The organism is Allobosea sp. 05L423, assembly GCF_056397745.1.
Map to the genome: position 1 here is coordinate 52663 of NZ_JBFTOA010000012.1, position 19349 is coordinate 72011.

Here is a 19349-nt window from a genome sequence, read left to right on the forward strand (position 1 = left end):
CTGCGGTTTGAAGTGAGAGACAGATTCGCCGATCAGGTTGCCTCAACCTGATCGGATCCGGCTCTAAGCCTCGGCCCGCAGCACACGGCGGATGATCTTGCCCGTCGTGGTCAGGGGCAATTCGCCGCGAAACGCGATCTCGCGCGGATATTCATGTGCCGAGAGCCGTGAGCGCACGAAGTTCTGAAGCTCGGAGACCAGCGACGGCGAGCCGTCCCGACCCGGTTTCAGCACGATGAAGGCCTTGACGATCTCGGTGCGCAGCACGTCGGGCTTCCCGACCACCGCAGCGAGCGAAACCGCAGGATGCTTCAGCAGGCAATCCTCGATCTCGCCCGGCCCGATACGATAGCCGGAAGAGGTGATGACATCGTCGTCGCGGCCGATGAAACGGACATAGCCATCGGCATCCTGCACGCCCTCGTCGCCGGTGATCATCCAGTCGCCGACGAACTTCGCCGCCGTCGCCTCCGGGTTGCGCCAATATTCGAGGAACATCACCGGGTCGGGGCGGCGCACGGCGATCTGCCCCTCCTCTCCCGGCGCGCAGATCGAGCCGTCCGGCCGGATGATCGCGACGTCATGCCCTGGAACCGCCTTGCCGATCGAGCCGGGCCGGCTCACGCCGATGGCGGCGCTGGAGGCGAGCACGAGATTGCATTCGGTCTGGCCATAGGCCTCGTTGATCGTAAGACCCAGCGCCTCGCGCCCCCAGGCCAGGGTCTCGGAGCCGAGCGCCTCGCCGGCCGCCGCGACCGTGCGCAGATTCAGCTGGTAACGCCCACGCGGACTGCCGGCGCCGCGCAGCATCCTCAGCGCCGTCGGCGGCACGAAGGCGTTGCGGATGCCGAGGTCCTGGATCAGGCGATAGGCCTCGTCCGGCTCGAAGCGCGTCACCGGCCGGGCGACCACCGCCACGCCGAAATGCAGCGCCGGCAGCAGCATGTTGAGCAACCCGCCTGCCCAGGCCCAGTCGGCCGGCGTCCAGGCGAGGTCGCCGGGCTGCGGCATGAATTCGTGCGGCATCTGCACGCCCGGCAAATGGCCGGGCAGAACGCGGTGGCCGTGCAGCGCGCCCTTCGGATTGCCCGTCGTGCCGGAGGTATAGATCATCAGCGCCGGATCGTCCGGAGTGGTCTCGACCGGCGTGAAATCGGGGCTGCCCCCGGCGAGGAGATCGTTCCACCCCTCCGCGCCGCGCCCCGGCCCGTCGGTCGAAACCCGCAAAGCGAGTTCAGGCAGGGACTGCGCGATCTGGCTGAGCTTGGCGAGGCCGGCTTCGTTGGTCATCACGACCTTCGCGCCGGAATCCTCCAGCCGGTAGGCCAGCGCATCGACACCGAACAGCGCCGCCAGCGGCACGGCGATGGCGCCGAGCTTGTAGGCGGCGAGATGGGCGGTCAGCACCTCCCGCCCCTGCGGCAGCAGGATCGCGACCCGGTCGCCACGGCCGACGCCGCGGGCGCGCAGGGCATTGGCGAGACGGTTGGAATGCTCGCGGAACCAGCCGAAGCTGACCGGCGTCACGCGCCAGTCCTGCGAAACCTCGATGATGGCGGACCGCTCCGGCGCGCTCGCCGCCCAGCGGTCGCAGACGTCGACGGCGATGTTGTAGCGATCCGGAATGCGCCAGCGGAAAGCGTCACGCGATGCGGCGTAGTCGGTCAGGGCTGGCAATATCAAGAGATAGAGGTCCGGTGGGAGGCGCGGCACGATAGGCAGGCGCTCAGCCCCTGTCACCTCCCCCCGGCGCGGCCTTTCCGTGCGTCATGATGCGCTCAGAACATGCGTTCGCCGGCCGGCGGCAGGAATGCCTCCGAAAATGCATCGCCCGCGCGCGCCTTGTCCCGGAAGCTTCCCGCCAGGGTGAGCTGATCCAGCGCCCGCGACCAGCGCTCGGCATCGATCCCGCCCAGGCCGTGCGCCCGCACATAGGGCGTCAATACGTTCCGCTCGTTGACCATGCCGAGCTTCTCGCGCTCGATCTCGAGCTGAGCGTCCTCGTTGCGGCGAACCACCAGTTGCGCGCTGGCGCCGGGGTTCGTGACGGTATCGCGGACCCCGTGCATGACCGCGCGCACCAGACCGCGCACCGCATCCGGCTTGCCGGCGGCGAACTTGGCGGCCACGATGACCGCGCTGCCGTAGAGCACGAGGCCGTGGTCGGCCATGTCCATCAGCACGATATCTTCGGCCGGCACGCCGCGCCCCTTGAGGGAAACATAGGTCGACGCGCCGAAGCCAAAGGCGGCATCGAGTTCCCCGGAGGCCAGCATCGGCTCCCGCACCGGAAGACCCACGATCTCCAGCTTGATCTTGCTGTCGTCGATCTTGTTCAGGCTCTTGAAGATCGGCCACTGCGCAAAGCTGGCATCGGTGCTCGCCGTGCCCAGCTTGCGGCCCTCCAGGCTCACCGGCTCAGCCGTGATGCCCCGGCTCTTGCGGCCGACGAGTGCGAAGCCCGGCCGATCGTGCATGATCATCACCGCCGTCAGATCGGCGCTCGGATTCTCGTCGCGGAAGCGGATCAGCGCGTTGACGTCGCCGAAGCCGGCATCCTGCGCGCCGGTCGCCAGTCGCTGCAGCATGGGACGCGAGCCGCTGCCCGGCTCGATGGTGACATCGAGCCCTTCCGCGCCGAAATAGCCCTTGTCCTGCGCGACCAAGAAGGGTGCCGCCAGCCCATCGAAACGCCGGTCCAGAGCGAAGCGTATCGGGGTATTGCCCTGCGCCCGGGCAGCGCCGCCGCCAGCGATACAGGCAGCCACAGCGCCGACCGCCAGCTGCCCGAACCCGCGCCGACACAGGACTGGGGAACGAGGGGGCGGAACGATGGGCATGGCAGGCCTCCGGGCGCCTTGCTGACCGCGATACGGCATCTCCGTATCGTCCACGCTTCTTGACATCATAAGATGTTGAAATGGCGTCAACGCGGCAGAGGTTTCGTCACAACGGCAGCGCACCGTCAGTCTTGACCTCCTCCATCACTGCATAAGTCCGCGTCTCGCGCACCGCCGGCAGCGCCAGCAGCACCTCGCCGAGGAAGCGGCGATAGGCGTTCATGTCGGCGACGCGCGTCTTGACCAGATAGTCGAAGCCGCCCGCGACCATGTGGCATTCGAGAACCTCGGGCGCCCGCTTCACCGCTGCGGCGAAGCGTTCGAAGGCGTCGGGCGTCGTCTTGTCGAGATAGACCTCGACGAAGACGAGCAGATGCAGGCCGAGCTTCATCGGATCGAGCGTGGCGCGATAGCCGGTGATGTAGCCGTCGCGCGTCAGCCGCTTCAGGCGCTCGCCCGTGGCGGTGGGAGAAAGCCCGACCTTCTCCGCAAGCTCGACGCCGGCGATGCGACCATCGCCCTGCAGCAAAGCGAGGATACGGCGGTCCGTCCTGTCGAGCATGATAAATCTCTATTGAGTCGCCATTTGACTGAGATTTATACTGGAACGGGAGAGGAAATGCCAATTGATATGCGGTCTATGATCCATCATCCTTCAGATAATCCAGCCTGATCCATTCCGGAGCCCTCCATGGCCGCCTCTGCCCCGCGTACCGCCATGCCGCCTTTCCGCGCACCCTTCGCCGAGGATGATGGTGCCATCGCCGGCCGGCTGCTTGCCGCCGCGCGCCGCGACCCCGCGGCCAAGGCGCGGATCGACGCGCGTGCGACCGGGCTGATCGAGGCGATCCGCACCCGCAAGGTCGGGCTTGGCGGCATCGAGGAATTGCTGCGCGAGTATTCGCTCTCCACCAAGGAGGGCCTCGCGCTGATGGTGCTGGCGGAGGCGCTGCTGCGCGTGCCGGACGCCGCCACCGCCGACCGGCTGATCGAGGACAAGCTCGGCCAGGGCGATTTCGCCCATCACGAATCGAAGTCAGACGCCTTCCTGGTCTCGGCTTCGGCCTGGGCGCTCGGAATCACCGCCCGCGTCATCCAGCCGGGCGAGACGCCGACGGGCATCGTCAGCAGCCTCGCCAAGCGCCTGGGCGTACCGACCGTGCGTACCGCGACCCGCCAGGCGATGCGCGTCATGGGCAACCATTTCGTGCTCGGCCAGACGATCGAGGAGGCGCTGAAGCGCGCCCGCTCCGGCACCGGCAAACTCTACCGCTATTCCTTCGATATGCTCGGCGAAGGCGCGCGCACTCAGGCCGATGCCGACCGCTATTTCGCCTCCTACGCTGCCGCGATCGACGCCATCGGCCGCTCGGCCGGCAACGACAAGCTGCCCAATCGCCCCGGCATCTCGGTCAAACTCTCGGCGCTGCATCCGCGCTATGACGCCACCAACCACGAGTGCGTGCTTTCCGAGCTCGTGCCGAAGGTCGTCGACCTCGCCCGCCAGGCCAAGGGCTACGACCTCAACTTCACCATCGATGCCGAGGAGGCCGACCGGCTCGAACTCTCGCTCGATGTCATCGACGCGATCTTCGCCGATCCGTCGCTCGATGGCTGGGACGGTTTCGGCCTCGCCATCCAAGCCTACCAGAAGCGCGCCTCGGCCGTGATCGACCATATCGGCCGGCTGGCGGAGACCTATAACCGGCGCATGATGGTGCGGCTGGTCAAGGGCGCCTATTGGGACACCGAGTTGAAGCGCGCCCAGGAGCGCGGCCTGGCCGACTACCCCGTCTTCACCCGCAAGGCGATGACGGATCTGAACTACGAGGCCTGCGCCGCGCAGCTCCTGAAGCTCAGGCCCCGCATCATCCCGCAATTCGCCACGCATAATGCGCTCACCGTCGCGGCCGTCGCGGAGATGGCCGGAGATGCCGAGGGCTTCGAGTTCCAGCGCCTGCACGGCATGGGCGAAGCGCTCTACGAGAAGCTGCTGCGCGAGAACGAAGGCTATGCCTGCCGCACCTATGCGCCGGTCGGCGGCCATCAGGATTTGCTCGCCTATCTCGTCCGCCGCCTGCTCGAGAATGGCGCCAACTCCTCCTTCGTCAGCGCCTCCGGCGACCCCGACGTTCCGGTCTCGCAGCTCCTGCTACCGCCGGCCGATATCATCGGCACGCCGGGTGCCGCGCGTCACCGCCGCATCCCGCTTCCGGCCGATCTCTATGGCCCGTCGCGCAAGAACTCGGCCGGCACCGAGCTCGGCCATGAGGCCAGCCTCGACGCGCTGGTGAAGGAGATCGCGGCGGCGAAGAGCTTCCCGGACGCCGCGCCGATCATCGACGGCAAGCCGCAACCGGGCGCGACCCGCGACGTGCGCTCGCCGATCGACAACAAGCCGATCGGCAAGGTCACCGAAGCCGATGCGCCGACGGCCGAGCGCGCCCTGCTGGCCGCGAAGGCCGGCTTCCGCGCCTGGAGCGAGACGCCCGCCCGCATCCGCGCTGCGGCCCTGCGCAAGGCGGCCGACATCATGGAGGCCCGCCGCGGCCTGCTGATCGCGCTGCTGCAGTGCGAGGCCGGCAAGACCATCGACGACGCCATTTCCGAGGTGCGCGAGACCGTCGATTTCTGCCGCTACTATGCCGCGCAGGCCGAGGAGCAGTTCGCCACCCCGACGATGCTGCCCGGCCCGACCGGCGAGGAGAACCGGCTGATCCTGCGCGGACGCGGCGCCTTCGTCTGCATCGCGCCCTGGAACTTCCCGCTTGCGATCTTCACCGGCCAGGTCGTCGCCGCGCTCGTCGCCGGCAACAGCGTCGTCGCCAAGCCGGCGCCGCAGACGCCGATCATCGCGACCGTCGCGGTGAAGATCCTGCACGAGGCCGGCGTTCCGGTCAGCGCGCTGCATCTCGTGCCGGGCGGCACCGAGGCCGGTGCGGCACTGGTCGCGCATAAGGATGTCGCCGGCGTCGCCTTCACCGGCTCGACCGCCACTGCGCGCGGCATCAACCGGGCGCTCGCTGCCAAGGACGGCCCGATCGTGCCGCTGATCGCCGAGACCGGCGGCCTCAACGCCATGATCGTCGACGCCACCGCCCTGCCCGAGCAGGTCAGCGACGACGTCGTGATGTCGGCCTTCCGCTCGGCCGGGCAGCGCTGCTCGGCGCTGCGCCTGCTCGTGGTGCAGGACGATGTCGCCGACAAGATGATCGAGATGATCGAGGGCGCCACCAAGGAGCTCAAACTCGGCGATCCCCGCAAGCTCGACATCCATATCGGCCCGGTGATCGACGCCGCCGCCAAGCAGCGCCTCGACACCCATGTCGCCGCGATGCGCCAGCAGGGCCGCGTCGCCTGGTCCGGGCAGGCGCCCGATCTCGGCGGCACCTTCATCGCGCCGCATGTCATCAAGCTCGACCGCGTGAGCGACCTCACCGCCGAGCATTTCGGCCCGATCCTGCATGTCGTGCGCTGGAAGGCGGGCGAGCTCGACAAGGTGATCGACGAGATCGACGCCACCGGTTACGGGCTGACGCTCGGCGTCCACTCGCGCATCGAGACGACGGTCGAGCGCGTGGCGGAGCGCCTCTCGACCGGCAACATCTATGTGAACCGCAACATCATCGGCGCGGTGGTCGGCGTGCAGCCCTTCGGCGGCCATGGGCTGTCGGGCACCGGCCCGAAGGCCGGCGGCCCGCACTACCTCTCGCGCTTCGCCACGGAGCAGACGGTGACGATCAACACCGCGGCGGCCGGCGGCAATGCCAGCCTGATCGCGATGGGCGAGTGAAGCGAGGGGCCATTCGGCCCCTCCTTGAGCATTTCCGCGCTTCTCCGAAACGTGGAAATGCCCAAGATTCTTGTTCTATCGCATTTTCTTCACGCGAACCCGTGTCGACTTCGCTCGAAAATGCTCTGCTTCACGCCGCGCGGTAGCGCGACAGCCAGTGGGCGTAAGGCGCCGGCAGGGTCTTCCAGGCGGCGTCCTCGACGCCCAGGACCTTTGCCGCCGCGTAGGGCCAGTGCGGGTCGGCCAGCAACGGCCGGCCCAGCGTTACGAGATCGACCTTGCCCTCGCGCACCAGCGCATCGGCCTGCTCGGGCTGGCTGATGTACCAGCTCGTCGAGGCCGGCAGGCCGGCCTCGCGGCGCACCCGCTCGGCCACCGGCGCCAGGAAGGCCGGCCCCCACGGAATCTTCGCCTCGTTGGTGGAGAAGCCGACGCTGACATCGATGAAGTCCAGCCCCTCGGCCTTCAGGCGCTTCACCAGCTCGATCGCCTCGGCCAGCGTCTCCTCGTCCTGGCCGTCATATTCGATCACGCCGAGCCGGGCGGACAGTGGACGATCCTCCGGCCAGACCTTGCGCACGGCGGCCAGCGTCTCGATGAGGAAGCGGCTGCGGTTCTCGAAGCTGCCGCCATAGGCGTCGTCGCGCCGGTTGGCGTGGCGCGACAGGAAGCTCTGCGCGAGATAGCCATGGGCGAAATGCAGCTTCAGCCATTCGATGCCGATATCGCGGGCGCGCTCGGCCGCCGCAACGAAATCGGCACGAACGCGCGCGATATCGACCTCGGTCATCGCGCGCGGCACGCGCGAGAGACCGCCGCCCTGGGCGATCGCCGACGGCGCGATCGTCTCCCAGCCGCGCGGGTCGTCCGCCGGGATATGGTCGTCGCCTTCCCAGGGGCGGTTGGCGCTGGCCTTGCGGCCGGCATGGCCGATCTGAATGCCGGTGACGGCGCCGGCCTTGCGCATCTCGGCGACAATCGGCGCCAGCGCCTCGGCCTGGCCGGCGTTCCACAGGCCGAGGCAGGCCGGCGTGATCCGGCCCTCCGGCGATACGCCGGTCGCTTCGATGACGACGAGGCCGGCACCGCCACGCGCCAGACCGGCGAGATGGGCGCGGTGCCATTCATTGGCGACGCCCTCATCCGCCGAATACTGGCACATTGGCGAGGTCACGATGCGGTTGCGAAGTGTGACGTTCTTCAGGCTGAAGGGGTCGAACAGACCGGGCATTGAGCGGCTCCAAACTATAGGGAACTGGGACGGGATTTGATTGTTCGATAGTTCGATATTTTTCGAACTTTGGCAACATCAAAACCCTGTGATAGGCTGCTCATCATGCGACATGCCCGCCTGCCCGCTTCGGAAGAGATCGCGCTCGAGGACGTCTTTCACGCACTGAGCGACCCGTTTCGCCTGGAAATCGTGCGTCGGCTGGCGGTCGAGGGCGAGGCGAGCTGCCAGGCGCTCGAAGGCGACCGGCCGAAGTCCAGCGTCTCCCATCATTTCCGCGTCCTGCGCGAAGCCGGGTTGATCCGGACCCGCAACGAGGGCGTGACCCGGATGAACGCGCTGCGCCGGGAGGACATCGAACGCCGCTTTCCCGGGCTGCTCTCCTGCGTGCTCGCCAAAGGCGAGGACTGAGCTTTCTTTGCCGGCTGACAGCCGCCGATTCGCGCAACGCAGTTTTCGGCCAGCCGGCTGGTTTCGCGACATGCTGCTGCGTCCTATGCTCTGACGATGAGTCTCCCCTACCGCCCCAATGTCGGGATAGCCCTGTTCAACGCCGAAGGGCTGGTCTTCGCCGGCCACTCGCATAGTGCCGGCCCGGAGGTCGTGCTCCCCGGCTTCGACTGGCAAATGCCGCAGGGCGGCATCGACCCGGATGAGGACATCGTCGCCGCCGCCCGCCGTGAGCTGGACGAGGAGACCGGCGTCACGCAGGCCGAACTGCTTGCGGTAACCGACGAGTGGTGGAGCTACGATTTCCCGCCCTATGACGGACCGCCGCACAAGCTGATCGCCTTCCGGGGCCAGCGCCAGCGCTGGGTCGCCTTCCGCTTCACCGGGCGCGAAGACGAGATCGACATCGGCAAGCCGAACGGCGACGAGCCGCCCGAGTTCAGCGAATGGCGCTGGCGACCACTGAACCAGATGCCGGAGATCGTCGTTCCCTTCAAACGGCCGGTCTACGCGCGCGTGGCGGCGGCTTTCGCGGCCTTCGCGTTGCCTGTCATGGCAGAAGGAGCAGCCGGATGAGCATCGTCGAGCTCGATCATTGCGTGATCCATGTCTCCGACTGGGAGCGCTCGAACGCCTTCTACCACGACGTCATCGGGGCCGAGATCGTGCCCAACGGGGAAGGCTTCGTCTACCGCATCGGGCGGGCACAGCTGAACTGCCATGGGCCAGGTCTCGATCCGACACCGGTGGCGCGCCTGCCGGTGCCGCCGGGCGGCAGCGATCTCTGCTTCGTCTGGCCGGGACCGATCGCGGAGGCTATCAGCCATCTCGAACGGCAGAAGGTCGCGATCGAGCTGGGGCCGGTGCAGCGTTTCGGCCGGAGCGGCCATGGCACCAGCGTCTATTTCCGCGATCCCGACGGATCGCTGCTGGAGTTCATCAGCTACGCATGAAAAAGGGCCGCTCTCGCGGCCCTTCGAAACTCCAGCCCCTGACGGCGCGTCACGCTGCCTTGCGCTGCTCGAAGACGTGCTTGAACTCGTGCAGTTGCACCAGCATCTCACGCAGGCGGCGCTCCTCGACCTCGCTCGGCGCCGCGGCAAGGCGGGTCTCGGCCGAGAGGATCGCCGCCTCGAGGACCTCGTTATTGACGTCCTCGAGGAAATTCGCACGTTCGGCCAGGATCGTGACAGAGGTCTGGTTGACCTCGACGAGGCCGCCTCCGACGAAGAATTCCTTGCCATTATCCGCGCTGGTCTGGGCCAGCACGATGCCCGGCTTAAGCCCGGCGACGGTCGGAACGTGACCGGCAAGCACGGTCATCTCGCCCTCGACCGAGGGGATGATGACGCTGATGACCTCGCCCGAGAACAGGATGCGCTCCGGCGAGACGAGTTCGAAATTGAAGGTGGCCATCGCCCTTACTTTCCTCCGACGTCATCCCGGCCGCAGCGAAGCGGAGAGCCGGGATCCATGCCAGAACCTCTAACGTCCATGCTCAGGCATGGATCCCGGGCCGGCCGGTGGCCGCCCGGGATGACCCGCTGAGGCGGTGAGTTACGCGGCCTCGGCGGCCAGGCGCTGCGCCTTCTCGACGGCTTCCTCGATCGAGCCGACCATGTAGAAGGCCGCTTCCGGCAGGTGATCGTACTTGCCCTCGACCAGGCCCTTGAAGCCCTTGATCGTGTCTTCGAGCGAGACGAGCTTGCCGGGCGAGCCGGTGAAGACTTCCGCGACGTGGAAGGGCTGCGACAGGAAGCGCTCGATCTTGCGGGCGCGCGCCACCGTCATCTTGTCGTCTTCCGAGAGCTCGTCCATGCCCAGGATCGCGATGATGTCCTGCAGCGCCTTATAGCGCTGGAGCACCTGCTGCACCTGACGGGCGACGCCGTAGTGCTCTTCGCCGACGATGTCGGCCGAGAGCATGCGCGAGGTCGAGTCGAGCGGGTCGACCGCCGGGTAGATGCCCTTTTCCGCGATCGAGCGCGAGAGCACGGTCGTGGCGTCCAAGTGGGCGAAGGAGGTTGCCGGCGCCGGGTCGGTCAGGTCGTCCGCCGGCACGTAGATCGCCTGCACCGAGGTGATCGAGCCCTTGTTCGTGGTGGTGATGCGCTCCTGCAGGTTACCCATGTCGGTTGCGAGCGTCGGCTGATAGCCCACCGCCGAGGGGATGCGGCCGAGCAGCGCGGACACTTCCGAGCCGGCCTGCGTGAAGCGGAAGATGTTGTCGACGAAGAACAGCACGTCCTGGCCCTTGTCGCGGAAGTCCTCGGCGACGGTCAGGCCGGCGAGAGCGACGCGCATGCGGGCACCCGGGGGCTCGTTCATCTGGCCGTACACCAGCGCGCACTTGGAGCCGGCGGTCGAGCCACCGTTTTCCTTCGGGTCCTTGTTGACGTTGGACTCGATCATCTCGTGATAGAGGTCGTTGCCTTCGCGGGTGCGCTCGCCGACGCCGGCGAACACGGAGTAGCCGCCGTGGGCCTTCGCGACGTTGTTGATCAGCTCCATGATCAGCACGGTCTTGCCGACGCCGGCGCCGCCGAACAGGCCGATCTTGCCGCCCTTGGCATAGGGAGCCAGCAGGTCGACGACCTTGATGCCGGTGACGAGGATCTGCGCCTCGGTCGCCTGCTCGGCATAGGACGGAGCGGGCTGATGGATGCCGCGGGTATGGCTGGTCAGGATCGGACCGGCTTCGTCCACCGGCTCGCCGATGACGTTCATGATGCGGCCGAGGCACTCGTCGCCGACCGGGACGGCGATCGGGCCGCCGGTGTCGGTGACCGACTGGCCGCGGACGAGACCCTCGGTCGAGTCCATCGCGATGGTGCGGACCGTGTTCTCGCCGAGGTGCTGCGCGACTTCGAGGACGAGGCGATTGCCGAGGTTGTCGGTCTCCAGAGCGTTCAGGATCTCCGGCAGGGCGCCGTCGAACTGCACGTCGACGACCGCACCGATGACCTGGACAACGCGGCCGGTGCCGGTGTTGGCGGGCTTCTCGTCGGCGGTCTTCTTGGTGGTCTTGGTAGCGGCTTTGGCCATGGCGGAACCTCGGGACTAGCGCATTCGGATGTTTCGGCAGCCGGCGGAGAGCACCGCCGGCAAGAGTCTAGGCGGTTAGAGCGCTTCCGCGCCGGAGATGATCTCGATCAGTTCCTTCGTGATCATCGCCTGGCGCGAGCGGTTGTAGAGCTGCGTCTGCTTCTTGATCATCTCGCCGGCGTTGCGCGTGGCGGAATCCATCGCCGACATGCGCGCGCCCTGTTCGGAAGCAGCATTCTCGAGCAGCCCGCGCAGGATCTGGACGACCAGATTGCGCGGCAGCAGCGCCTCGAGAATCTCGCCCTCGTCCGGCTCGTAGTCGTAGACGGCGTCGGTCTGCTTCGTCCCTTCCGGGATCTCGGCCGGGATGATGCGCTGCGCCGTCGGGATCTGGGCGATCACCGAGCGGAACTTCGAGAAGAACAGCGTCGCGACGTCGAACTCGCCCTCGTTGAAGCGGGCCAGAACGTTCTGGGCGATCGCCTCGGCGTTGACGAAGCCGACCTGCTTGAACTCGCGCAGATCGATGAACTCGATGATCTCGCTGGCGAACTGACGACGCAGAATGTCGTAGCCCTTCTTGCCGACGCAGATGATCTTGACGGTCTTGCCCTCGGCCTTGAGCGCATTCGCCTTGTCGCGGGCGAGGCGCGCGATCGAGGAATTGAAGGCGCCGCACAGGCCGCGCTCGGCGGTCAAGACCAGCAGCAGATGCACCTTGTCCGAGCCCGTGCCCGCGATCAGGCGCGGCGCGCTCGACCCGGTCACGCCGGAAGCGAGGTTCGCCAGCACCGTCTCCATGCGCTCGGCATAGGGGCGCGCGGCCTCAGCGGCAGTCTGCGCGCGGCGCAGCTTGGCTGCCGCGACCATCTGCATGGCCTTGGTGATCTTCTGCGTCGCCTTCACGGAGGCGATGCGATTACGTAGGTCCTTAAGGGACGGCATCCGGTCTCTATCCCCTACCCGTCAGCCGCAAACGGCGACGAAGCAATCCAGAGAGGCGGCGCAGCGGAGCCTCGTCGGCTCGCCGCGCCCGCGGTCACGATCAGGCGAAGGACTTCGCGAAGTTCGTCACGATGTCCTTGAGCTTGGCGGCGTTGGCGTCCGACAAGTCCTTGCTCGTACCGACCTCGTTGAGGAAATCAGCATGCTTCGAGCGAACCAGCGACAGCAGGCCGTCCTCGAAGGCGCGAACCTTGTTGACCGGCAGCGCGTCGAGATAGCCGTTCACGCCGGCATAGATCACGACGACCTGCTCTTCCATCTTCAGCGGCGAGAACTGCGGCTGCTTCAGGAGTTCGGTCAGGCGGGCGCCGCGGTTGAGCAGGCGCTGCGTGACCGCGTCGAGGTCCGAACCGAACTGGGCGAAGGCGGCCATCTCGCGATACTGGGCGAGCTCGCCCTTGATCTTGCCGGCGACCTTCTTGGTCGCCTTGGTCTGCGCCGAGGAGCCGACGCGCGACACCGAGAGACCGACGTTCACGGCCGGGCGGATGCCCTGGTAGAAGAGGTCCGTCTCGAGGAAGATCTGGCCGTCGGTGATCGAAATCACGTTGGTCGGGATGTAGGCCGAGACGTCGTTCGCCTGGGTCTCGATGACCGGCAGCGCCGTCAGCGAGCCGAGGCCGGCGGCCTCGCCCATCTTCGCCGCGCGCTCGAGCAGGCGGGAGTGGAGATAGAACACGTCGCCCGGATAGGCTTCGCGGCCCGGCGGGCGGCGCAGCAGCAGCGACATCTGGCGGTAGGCGACGGCCTGCTTGGAAAGGTCGTCATAGATGATGACGGCGTGCATGCCGTTGTCGCGGAAGAACTCGCCCATGGCGCAGCCGGCGAAGGGCGCCAGGAACTGCATCGGGGCGGCGTCCGAGGCGGTGGCCGCCACGACGATCGAGTACTCCAGCGCGCCGCGCTCTTCGAGCACCTTCACGAACTGGGCGACGGTCGAGCGCTTCTGGCCGACGGCGACGTAGACGCAATAGAGCTTCTGGCTCTCCGGCGCGCCTTCGACGTTCAGCGACTTCTGGTTCAGGATCGTGTCAAGCGCGACGGCGGTCTTGCCGGTCTGGCGGTCGCCGATGATGAGCTCGCGCTGGCCGCGGCCGATCGGGATCAGGGCGTCGATCGCCTTGAGGCCGGTCGCCATCGGCTCGTGCACCGACTTGCGCGGGATGATGCCGGGCGCCTTGACGTCGACGCGGGCACGGGTCTTGGCCTTGATCGGGCCCTTGCCGTCGATCGGGTTGCCGAGCGCGTCGACGACGCGGCCGAGCAGCTCCTTGCCGACGGGAACGTCGACGATGGCGCCGGTGCGCTTGACGGTCTGGCCTTCCTTGATCTCGCGGTCGGAACCGAAGATCACGACGCCGACATTGTCGCTCTCGAGGTTGAGCGCCATGCCGCGCACACCGGACTCGAACTCGACCATCTCACCGGCCTGGACCTTGTCGAGGCCGTAGACGCGGGCGATGCCGTCACCGACGGAGAGAACCTGGCCGACTTCGGTGACCGAAGCTTCCGACCCGAAATTGGAGATCTGGGCCTTCAGGATGGCGGAGATTTCAGCGGGGCGGATGTCCATCAGCCGACCTCTTTCATAGCAAGACGAATTGAATTGAGCTTGGTTTTCAGCGAGGCGTCGACCATCCGCGAGGCCATCTTGACGATGAGCCCGCCGATCAGCGTCGGATCGACCTTGATCGAAACGTCGACATCCTTGCCGGCGACGCCCTTCAGCGCCGCGCGGATTTCGTCGACGCGCTTGGCCGTGGGCTGCTCGGCGACCGTCACCTCAGCGGAGACGATGCCCTTGGCCTCGGCGACCAGGCGCTTGTAACCGGTGATCATGCCAGGCAGCGCGAAGAGACGGCGCTTGCTGGCGACCAGACCGATGAAATTGGCGGCGATGCCGGTGATGCCGGCCTTCTCGAGCACGGCCTTGATCGCCGCGACCTGCTCCTCGGCAGTGAAAGCCGGGCTCTCGATCAGGCGCGTGAGATCGGCGCTCTCGGCGAGCAGGCCGTTGAAGGCGTCCAGAGCGGCGGCGACGGTGTCGATCGCGCCCGTCTCCTCAGCCAACTCGAACAGAGCGGTGGCATAGCGCTGAGCTACGCCCGACACCAATGTCCCCTGCGATCCGCCTTCAGCCACGCTTCCCGTCTCTCGTTTCAAGGGACCTCACCGGCGACCTTCCGAAGAAGGTGGAGTGCATGGTCCCGACGCTGCGAGTATCAAAGGCCCGAAGTCGGCAAGACGACTTCGCGACCGAAATGTGGCGGTGCACTAGCATGCGGTTCCGGGCCACGCAATCGCTAGTTCGCCATCCTAAGCGGCGATTTCGCCGCGGCTTTCAGCAATTCAAAGGAAGCTCTGTGGATCGACGTCGACCGCGACCCTGACCGAGCCCTTGGTCCGCGGCGCCCGTTTCAGCCAGCCGCGCAGGTAATCCTGCAGATTGACCTCGCGGGCCGTCTTGACGATCAGACGCATGCGATGACGCCCCCGCAACACCGCAAGCGGCGCTTCCGCCGGTCCCAGCACCATGATTCCGTCACCAGCCTCGGCGCAACGCGCCAGGGCGCGGGCATGGCTTTCGGCCTCTCCTTGCGTGTTCGCCGAGACGATCAGCGCCGCCAGACGGCCGAAGGGCGGCAGGCCCGCCGCCTCCCGCGACGCCTCCTCTGCGGCATAAAACCGCTCCGGGTCGCCCGAGATCAGCGCCTTGAGCACGGGATGCTCCGGGTCATGCGTCTGAAGCAGGGCGCGGCCCGGCTTCTCGCCCCGCCCTGCGCGGCCCGTGACCTGCCGCAGCGCCTGGAAGGTCCGTTCGGCTGCGCGCGGATCGCCGGAGGTGAGGCCGAGATCGGCATCGATCACCCCGACCAGCGTCATGCCGGGGAAATTATGGCCCTTGGCCACGAGCTGCGTGCCGATGACGATGTCGAACGCGCCTTCGGCCACTGCCATCAGCTCCTGCTTCAGCCGCTCGGTGCCGCCCGGAAAATCGCTGGAGAGCACGATCGAACGTGCCTGTGGAAAAAGCGTCGCAACCTCCTCCGCCAGCCGTTCGACGCCCGGCCCGCAGGCGACGAGGCTCTCGGGCTTGTGGCAGGCGGGGCATTCATGCGGCCGGCGCTCGACATGGCCGCAATGGTGGCAGACCAGCGCCCGCCGGAAGCGATGATCGACCAGCCAGGCCGAGCAGTTCGGACATTGGAAGCGGTGCCCGCAATCACGGCAGAGCGTCAGCGGCGCATAGCCGCGCCGGTTGAGGAAGAGCAGTGACTGCTCCTTCGCCTCGAGATTGGCTTCGACCGCCTTGATCAGCGCGCCGGAGAGCCAGCGCCCCCGTTCCGGCTTGTCGCGGCGCAGATCGACAAGGCCGAGTTGCGGCAATTCACGCCCGCCAAAGCGTTCGGGCAGCTTGAGATGCGTATACCGACCGCGCTCGGCATTGACGCGGGTTTCGAGGGAGGGTGTCGCCGAGGCCAGCACGACAGGTGCGTTCTCGATCCTGCCCCGCACCACCGCCATGTCGCGGGCATGGTAGGAGACGCCGTCCTCCTGCTTGTAGGCGCTCTCGTGCTCCTCATCGACGACGATGAGGCCGAGATCGCTGTACGGCAGGAACAGGGCCGAGCGGGCGCCGGCCACCACCTTGGCCTCGCCCCCCGCGATCGCCGCCTGCAGCCGCTCGCGCCGCCGCCCGCTTACCGCCGAGTGCCAGAGTCCCGGCTTGACGCCGAAGCGCGCCTCGAAGCGGTCGATGAACTGCGCGGTGAGCGCGATCTCCGGCATCAGGATCAGGCTCTGCCGGCCCTGCCGGATCGCCTCGGCCACCGCCTCGAAATAGACCTCGGTCTTGCCCGAGCCAGTGACTCCCTCCAGCAGCGAGACACCGAAGCTCTTCGCCTGCACGGACGCCACGAGCGCCTGCGCAACCTCCGCCTGCCCCTCGGACAATTCCGGCACGGCGTGTTCGGGATCGGGCAAGGCCGCGATCGCCTCGCGCGGCAGCGGCTCGACCACGAAGGTGCCGGCATCGACGAGGGAATCGATCACGGCAGCGCTGACCGAGGCGGCCTCGGCCAGCGCCGATTTCGCGATCAGCAATCCGCCCTCGGCCGCCGCGATGGCCCGCGCCCGCGCAGGGGTCATCCGTCCCGGCGGCGGCCCGGCGAGCCTGACGCCGAGCTTGGGGCGCTCCGGCGTATCGTCAGGCTGGCGGCGCAACGCCAGCGCCAGCACCGAGCCCTTGGGCGCGAGCGTGTACCAGGCGACCCAGTCGACGAGCTTGCGCAGCGCCGGATCGAGCGGCGGCATGTCGTATTTGCCGGTGACCTTCTTGAGGTTGACGCCGCGCCCGGAGCCGACGTCCCAGACCACGCCGACCGTCTCGCGCGGCCCGAGCGGCACCTGCACGACATCGCCCGGCTTCAGCGAGAGCCCGGCCGGCACGGCATAGCTGTAGGCCTGGTCGAGCCCGAGCGGGATCAGCACGTCGACCGTGCCGCCTTCCAACATGTCCGCCGTCTCGTCCATGGCGCCAGTGTCTAGCATCGATTCGGCTGCTGTTAAGGCAGGAGAGTCATGGTGCCCGTATGAGCGATTTCGACAGCTTCCGACGGGACTGGCTTTCCCACCTCTCGGCCGAGCGGCGTCTCTCGCCGAAGACGCTGGAGGCCTATGGCCGCGACCTCGGCCAGTTCACGGCCTTCCTGACCGAGCATCTCGGCGGGGCGCCGTCGCTGGCCGACATCGCCGCGCTGAAGCCCGCCGATCTGCGCGCCTTCCTCGGTCAGCGACGGCGCGACGGCGTCGGCAACCGCACGCTGATGCGCCAGCTCGCGAGCTTGCGCTCCTTCGCCCGCTTCGGCGAGCGCAACGGCAAGCTCACGGCGGCCGCCTTCTCCGCGACACGCGGGCCGCGCCTCGGCAAATCGCTGCCGCGCCCGCTCGAACCGAGCGCCGCCAAAGCCGTCACACAGGCGGATACCCGCGCCGGCGAGGAGCGCGAGCAATGGATCCTCGCCCGCGACGCCGCCGTGCTCGGCCTGCTCTACGGCAGCGGGCTGCGCATCTCGGAGGCCCTCTCGCTCGCGCGCAGCCAAGCGCCGCAACAGGCCGGCGACACGCTCACCGTGATCGGCAAGGGAAGCAAAACCCGCATGGTGCCGGTGCTGCCCGTCGTGGTCACCGCAATTGCGGAATATCTCAAGCTCTGCCCCTGGCGCCTGCCGCCGGAAGGGCCGCTCTTCGTCGGCGCCAAGGGCGGGCCGCTCTCGCCCCGCATCATCCAGCTCGCTGTAGAGGGCCTGCGCGGCGCGCTCGGCCTGCCCTCCTCGGCGACACCGCACTCCCTGCGCCACTCCTTCGCGACACATCTGCTCGGCCGCGGCGGCGACCTGCGCGCCATCCAGGAGCTGCTCGGCCACGCCTCGCTCTCGACGACGCAGATCTATACCCGCATCGATTCAGCCCGGCTGATGGCCGCCTATGACGCCGCCCATCCGCGCGCAGGCCGGTAGCAGCACCGACATCTTGCTGCCTTAACGGAAAGCCTTAAACAGCGCCCGCCGATAGCGGCCTGCGAGGTGATTCGTGTCCGGTTCCATCGAAACGCCCGAGGGTGGCAACAAGCGCATCGCCCTCTTGATCGCGCTGCTGGCGCTGATGCTCGCCTTCTCCGAGATCGGCGGCAAGAATGCCGAGCAGGAGGCCGTCGCCAAGAACATCGAGGCCTCCAATCTCTGGGCCTTCTTCCAGGCCAAGACGATCCGCGGCACGACCGTGCGCACCGCCGCCGAGGCGATGGAGGTCGAACTTGCCGGCATCACCGACGAGGCCGCCCGGCAGCGCCTGGGCAAGCGCATCGAGAGCTGGAAGCAGACGGTCGCGCGCTACGATTCCGAGCACGAGACCAATGAGGGCCGCAAGGAACTCGCCGCCCGCGCCAAGGCGGCCGAGGCACAGCGCGATATCGCCGCCGCCCGCGACGACAAGTTCGACATCGCCTCCGGCCTGATCCAGATCGCGATCGTGATCTCGTCCGCCGCGATCATCACCGGCGTCGGCCTGCTCGCCGTCACCGGCGGCCTGCTCGGCCTCACCGGCCTTGCGCTGATGGCGCTGGCACAGTTCGCTCCGACCGCGCTGTTCTAGTCTGGACGACCCTCAATAGTGGATCGCGCCGCGAATGCCGCCGCCGCAGGCGATGGCATCGCCATTGATCGCGACGCTGCGCGGCGAGGCGAGGAAAGCGACGATGTCGGCGATCTCCGCCGCATCGACCAACCGCCCGATGGTGTTGTTGGAGGCCATGCCGGCTTCGACCTGCGCCTCGCTCTTGCCACCGGCCGCCGCCCGCGCCGCGACGACCGAAGCCGTCTTTTCAGTCCGCGTCAGTCCGGGATGGACGACGGTCACGTTGATGCCCTGCGGGCCGAGCTCGTCGGCGAGGTTCTTGGTCAGCGCCGAGACGGCGACATTGCGGATCGAGCCGATGGTCGAGCCGGTCGAACGCGCGGCGAGCCCGCTGATGTTGATGATGCGGCCCCAGCCGTTAGCCGCCATATGCGGCGCAGCCTCGCGCGTCATGCGCAGATAGCCCATCACCTTGACGTTGACGTCGTCCCAGAACAGCGCGTCGGTGATCTCGGCAAGCTTCGGCGGGGGCGCCTGCCCGCCCGGCTTGGCAGCGGCGTTGACGAGGATGTCGAGCCCGCCCAGCACCGCGACGGTATCGGCAACCAACGCCTTCACCGACGCATCATCGCTCGTGTCGACCGTGCGGCCGACCACCTTGCGCCCGCTCTCCGCGGCAAGGGCCGCAGCCGCCTCGTCAAGCTCCTTCTGATTGCGCGCGGCGATGACGACATCGACGCCTTCCAGCGCGAGCTGCCGCGCGATCGCGCGGCCGATGCCCTTGCTGCCACCCGTGATCAGCGCGCGCTTGCCTTCAAGCTTCAGGTCCATGCGATGCTCCTCTACGACT

Annotated in this window: 17 protein-coding genes; 6 read left to right on the forward strand and 11 right to left on the reverse strand. The window is 67.6% G+C overall.

Features of this window, described 5'->3' with window-relative positions; translation table 11 throughout:
* Positions 1-63: 63 nt before the first annotated feature.
* The 3 genes from AC1DNE_RS21805 to AC1DNE_RS21815 all read right to left on the reverse strand — a co-directional run bounded on the left by AC1DNE_RS21805 (position 64) and on the right by AC1DNE_RS21815 (position 3405).
* Positions 64-1680, reverse strand: a complete 1617-nt coding sequence (locus AC1DNE_RS21805; RefSeq protein WP_441472415.1) for an acyl-CoA synthetase — start codon at positions 1678-1680, stop codon at positions 64-66.
* A 98-nt stretch (positions 1681-1778) separates the two neighbouring features.
* Complete coding sequence (locus AC1DNE_RS21810; RefSeq protein WP_441472359.1) at positions 1779-2768, reverse strand: ABC transporter substrate-binding protein; 990 nt, start codon at positions 2766-2768, stop codon at positions 1779-1781.
* A 178-nt stretch (positions 2769-2946) separates the two neighbouring features.
* A complete protein-coding gene (locus AC1DNE_RS21815) occupies positions 2947-3405 on the reverse strand; it encodes an Lrp/AsnC ligand binding domain-containing protein (RefSeq protein WP_441472414.1) in 459 nt (152 codons plus the stop codon).
* Between the two features lie 126 nt (positions 3406-3531).
* Here AC1DNE_RS21815 and putA point away from each other — a divergent pair, with 126 nt between their 5' ends.
* Positions 3532-6633 (forward strand): bifunctional proline dehydrogenase/L-glutamate gamma-semialdehyde dehydrogenase PutA, encoded by a 3102-nt coding sequence (gene putA, locus AC1DNE_RS21820; RefSeq protein ID WP_476841187.1) that lies wholly within the window; start codon positions 3532-3534, stop codon positions 6631-6633.
* A 130-nt stretch (positions 6634-6763) separates the two neighbouring features.
* Here putA and AC1DNE_RS21825 read toward each other — a convergent pair whose 3' ends face one another.
* Entirely contained in the window at positions 6764-7864 is a 1101-nt protein-coding gene (locus tag AC1DNE_RS21825; RefSeq protein ID WP_441472357.1) for an NADH:flavin oxidoreductase/NADH oxidase, read from the reverse strand.
* Between the two features lie 105 nt (positions 7865-7969).
* Between AC1DNE_RS21825 and AC1DNE_RS21830 the strand changes: the two genes are divergently transcribed.
* The 3 genes from AC1DNE_RS21830 to AC1DNE_RS21840 all read left to right on the forward strand — a co-directional run bounded on the left by AC1DNE_RS21830 (position 7970) and on the right by AC1DNE_RS21840 (position 9267).
* Positions 7970-8275 carry an ArsR/SmtB family transcription factor gene (locus AC1DNE_RS21830; RefSeq protein ID WP_441472356.1) on the forward strand — a complete coding sequence of 102 codons (306 nt, stop codon included), beginning with the start codon at positions 7970-7972 and terminating at the stop codon, positions 8273-8275.
* A 96-nt stretch (positions 8276-8371) separates the two neighbouring features.
* Positions 8372-8890, forward strand: coding sequence for an RNA pyrophosphohydrolase (locus tag AC1DNE_RS21835; protein ID WP_441472355.1), 519 nt, complete (start codon positions 8372-8374; stop codon positions 8888-8890).
* Positions 8887-9267, forward strand: coding sequence for a VOC family protein (locus AC1DNE_RS21840; RefSeq protein WP_441472354.1), 381 nt, complete (start codon positions 8887-8889; stop codon positions 9265-9267). Before AC1DNE_RS21835 ends, AC1DNE_RS21840 begins: the two co-directional genes overlap by 4 nt.
* 49 nt (positions 9268-9316) lie before the next feature.
* Here the strand turns inward: AC1DNE_RS21840 and AC1DNE_RS21845 are convergent, their stop codons facing one another.
* From AC1DNE_RS21845 to AC1DNE_RS21870, 6 genes are all read right to left on the reverse strand, one after another.
* The gene (locus AC1DNE_RS21845; RefSeq protein WP_441472353.1) at positions 9317-9730 is read right to left on the reverse strand and encodes a F0F1 ATP synthase subunit epsilon; all 414 of its coding nucleotides are present in this window, start codon (positions 9728-9730) and stop codon (positions 9317-9319) included.
* 141 nt (positions 9731-9871) lie between these two features.
* Positions 9872-11359, reverse strand: coding sequence for a F0F1 ATP synthase subunit beta (gene atpD / locus AC1DNE_RS21850; protein ID WP_441472352.1), 1488 nt, complete (start codon positions 11357-11359; stop codon positions 9872-9874).
* Positions 11360-11434: 75 nt separating this feature from the next.
* Positions 11435-12304, reverse strand: coding sequence for a F0F1 ATP synthase subunit gamma (locus tag AC1DNE_RS21855; RefSeq protein WP_441472351.1), 870 nt, complete (start codon positions 12302-12304; stop codon positions 11435-11437).
* A gap of 100 nt (positions 12305-12404) precedes the next feature.
* On the reverse strand, positions 12405-13937 hold the full coding sequence (gene atpA, locus AC1DNE_RS21860; RefSeq protein WP_441472350.1) for a F0F1 ATP synthase subunit alpha: 1533 nt from the start codon (positions 13935-13937) through the stop codon (positions 12405-12407).
* A complete protein-coding gene (locus tag AC1DNE_RS21865) occupies positions 13937-14506 on the reverse strand; it encodes a F0F1 ATP synthase subunit delta (protein WP_441472349.1) in 570 nt (189 codons plus the stop codon). The genes atpA and AC1DNE_RS21865 overlap by 1 nt, the downstream gene beginning before the upstream one ends.
* A gap of 207 nt (positions 14507-14713) precedes the next feature.
* Positions 14714-16915, reverse strand: a complete 2202-nt coding sequence (locus AC1DNE_RS21870) for a primosomal protein N' (protein WP_476766945.1) — start codon at positions 16913-16915, stop codon at positions 14714-14716.
* Positions 16916-16956: 41 nt separating this feature from the next.
* Here AC1DNE_RS21870 and AC1DNE_RS21875 point away from each other — a divergent pair, with 41 nt between their 5' ends.
* Positions 16957-17883, forward strand: coding sequence for a tyrosine recombinase XerC (locus tag AC1DNE_RS21875; RefSeq protein WP_441472347.1), 927 nt, complete (start codon positions 16957-16959; stop codon positions 17881-17883).
* 73 nt (positions 17884-17956) lie between these two features.
* Positions 17957-18517, forward strand: a complete 561-nt coding sequence (locus AC1DNE_RS21880; RefSeq protein ID WP_476766946.1) for a DUF4337 family protein — start codon at positions 17957-17959, stop codon at positions 18515-18517.
* Positions 18518-18529: 12 nt separating this feature from the next.
* Here the strand turns inward: AC1DNE_RS21880 and AC1DNE_RS21885 are convergent, their stop codons facing one another.
* Positions 18530-19330 (reverse strand): SDR family NAD(P)-dependent oxidoreductase, encoded by an 801-nt coding sequence (locus tag AC1DNE_RS21885; protein WP_441472345.1) that lies wholly within the window; start codon positions 19328-19330, stop codon positions 18530-18532.
* Between the last annotated feature and the right edge of the window lie 19 nt (positions 19331-19349).

Bases quoted from the DNA above. Each gene is read 5' to 3' on its own strand.
- putA (WP_476841187.1), top strand. From the start codon at position 3,532: ATGGCCGCCTCTGCCCCGCGTACCGCCATGCCGCCTTTCCGCGCACCC.
- AC1DNE_RS21825 (WP_441472357.1), bottom strand. From the start codon at position 7,864: ATGCCCGGTCTGTTCGACCCCTTCAGCCTGAAGAACGTCACACTTCGC.
- AC1DNE_RS21830 (WP_441472356.1), top strand. From the start codon at position 7,970: ATGCGACATGCCCGCCTGCCCGCTTCGGAAGAGATCGCGCTCGAGGAC.
- AC1DNE_RS21835 (WP_441472355.1), top strand. From the start codon at position 8,372: ATGAGTCTCCCCTACCGCCCCAATGTCGGGATAGCCCTGTTCAACGCC.
- AC1DNE_RS21840 (WP_441472354.1), top strand. From the start codon at position 8,887: ATGAGCATCGTCGAGCTCGATCATTGCGTGATCCATGTCTCCGACTGG.
- AC1DNE_RS21845 (WP_441472353.1), bottom strand. From the start codon at position 9,730: ATGGCCACCTTCAATTTCGAACTCGTCTCGCCGGAGCGCATCCTGTTC.
- atpD (WP_441472352.1), bottom strand. From the start codon at position 11,359: ATGGCCAAAGCCGCTACCAAGACCACCAAGAAGACCGCCGACGAGAAG.
- AC1DNE_RS21855 (WP_441472351.1), bottom strand. From the start codon at position 12,304: ATGCCGTCCCTTAAGGACCTACGTAATCGCATCGCCTCCGTGAAGGCG.
- atpA (WP_441472350.1), bottom strand. From the start codon at position 13,937: ATGGACATCCGCCCCGCTGAAATCTCCGCCATCCTGAAGGCCCAGATC.
- AC1DNE_RS21870 (WP_476766945.1), bottom strand. From the start codon at position 16,915: ATGCTAGACACTGGCGCCATGGACGAGACGGCGGACATGTTGGAAGGC.
- AC1DNE_RS21875 (WP_441472347.1), top strand. From the start codon at position 16,957: ATGAGCGATTTCGACAGCTTCCGACGGGACTGGCTTTCCCACCTCTCG.
- AC1DNE_RS21885 (WP_441472345.1), bottom strand. From the start codon at position 19,330: ATGGACCTGAAGCTTGAAGGCAAGCGCGCGCTGATCACGGGTGGCAGC.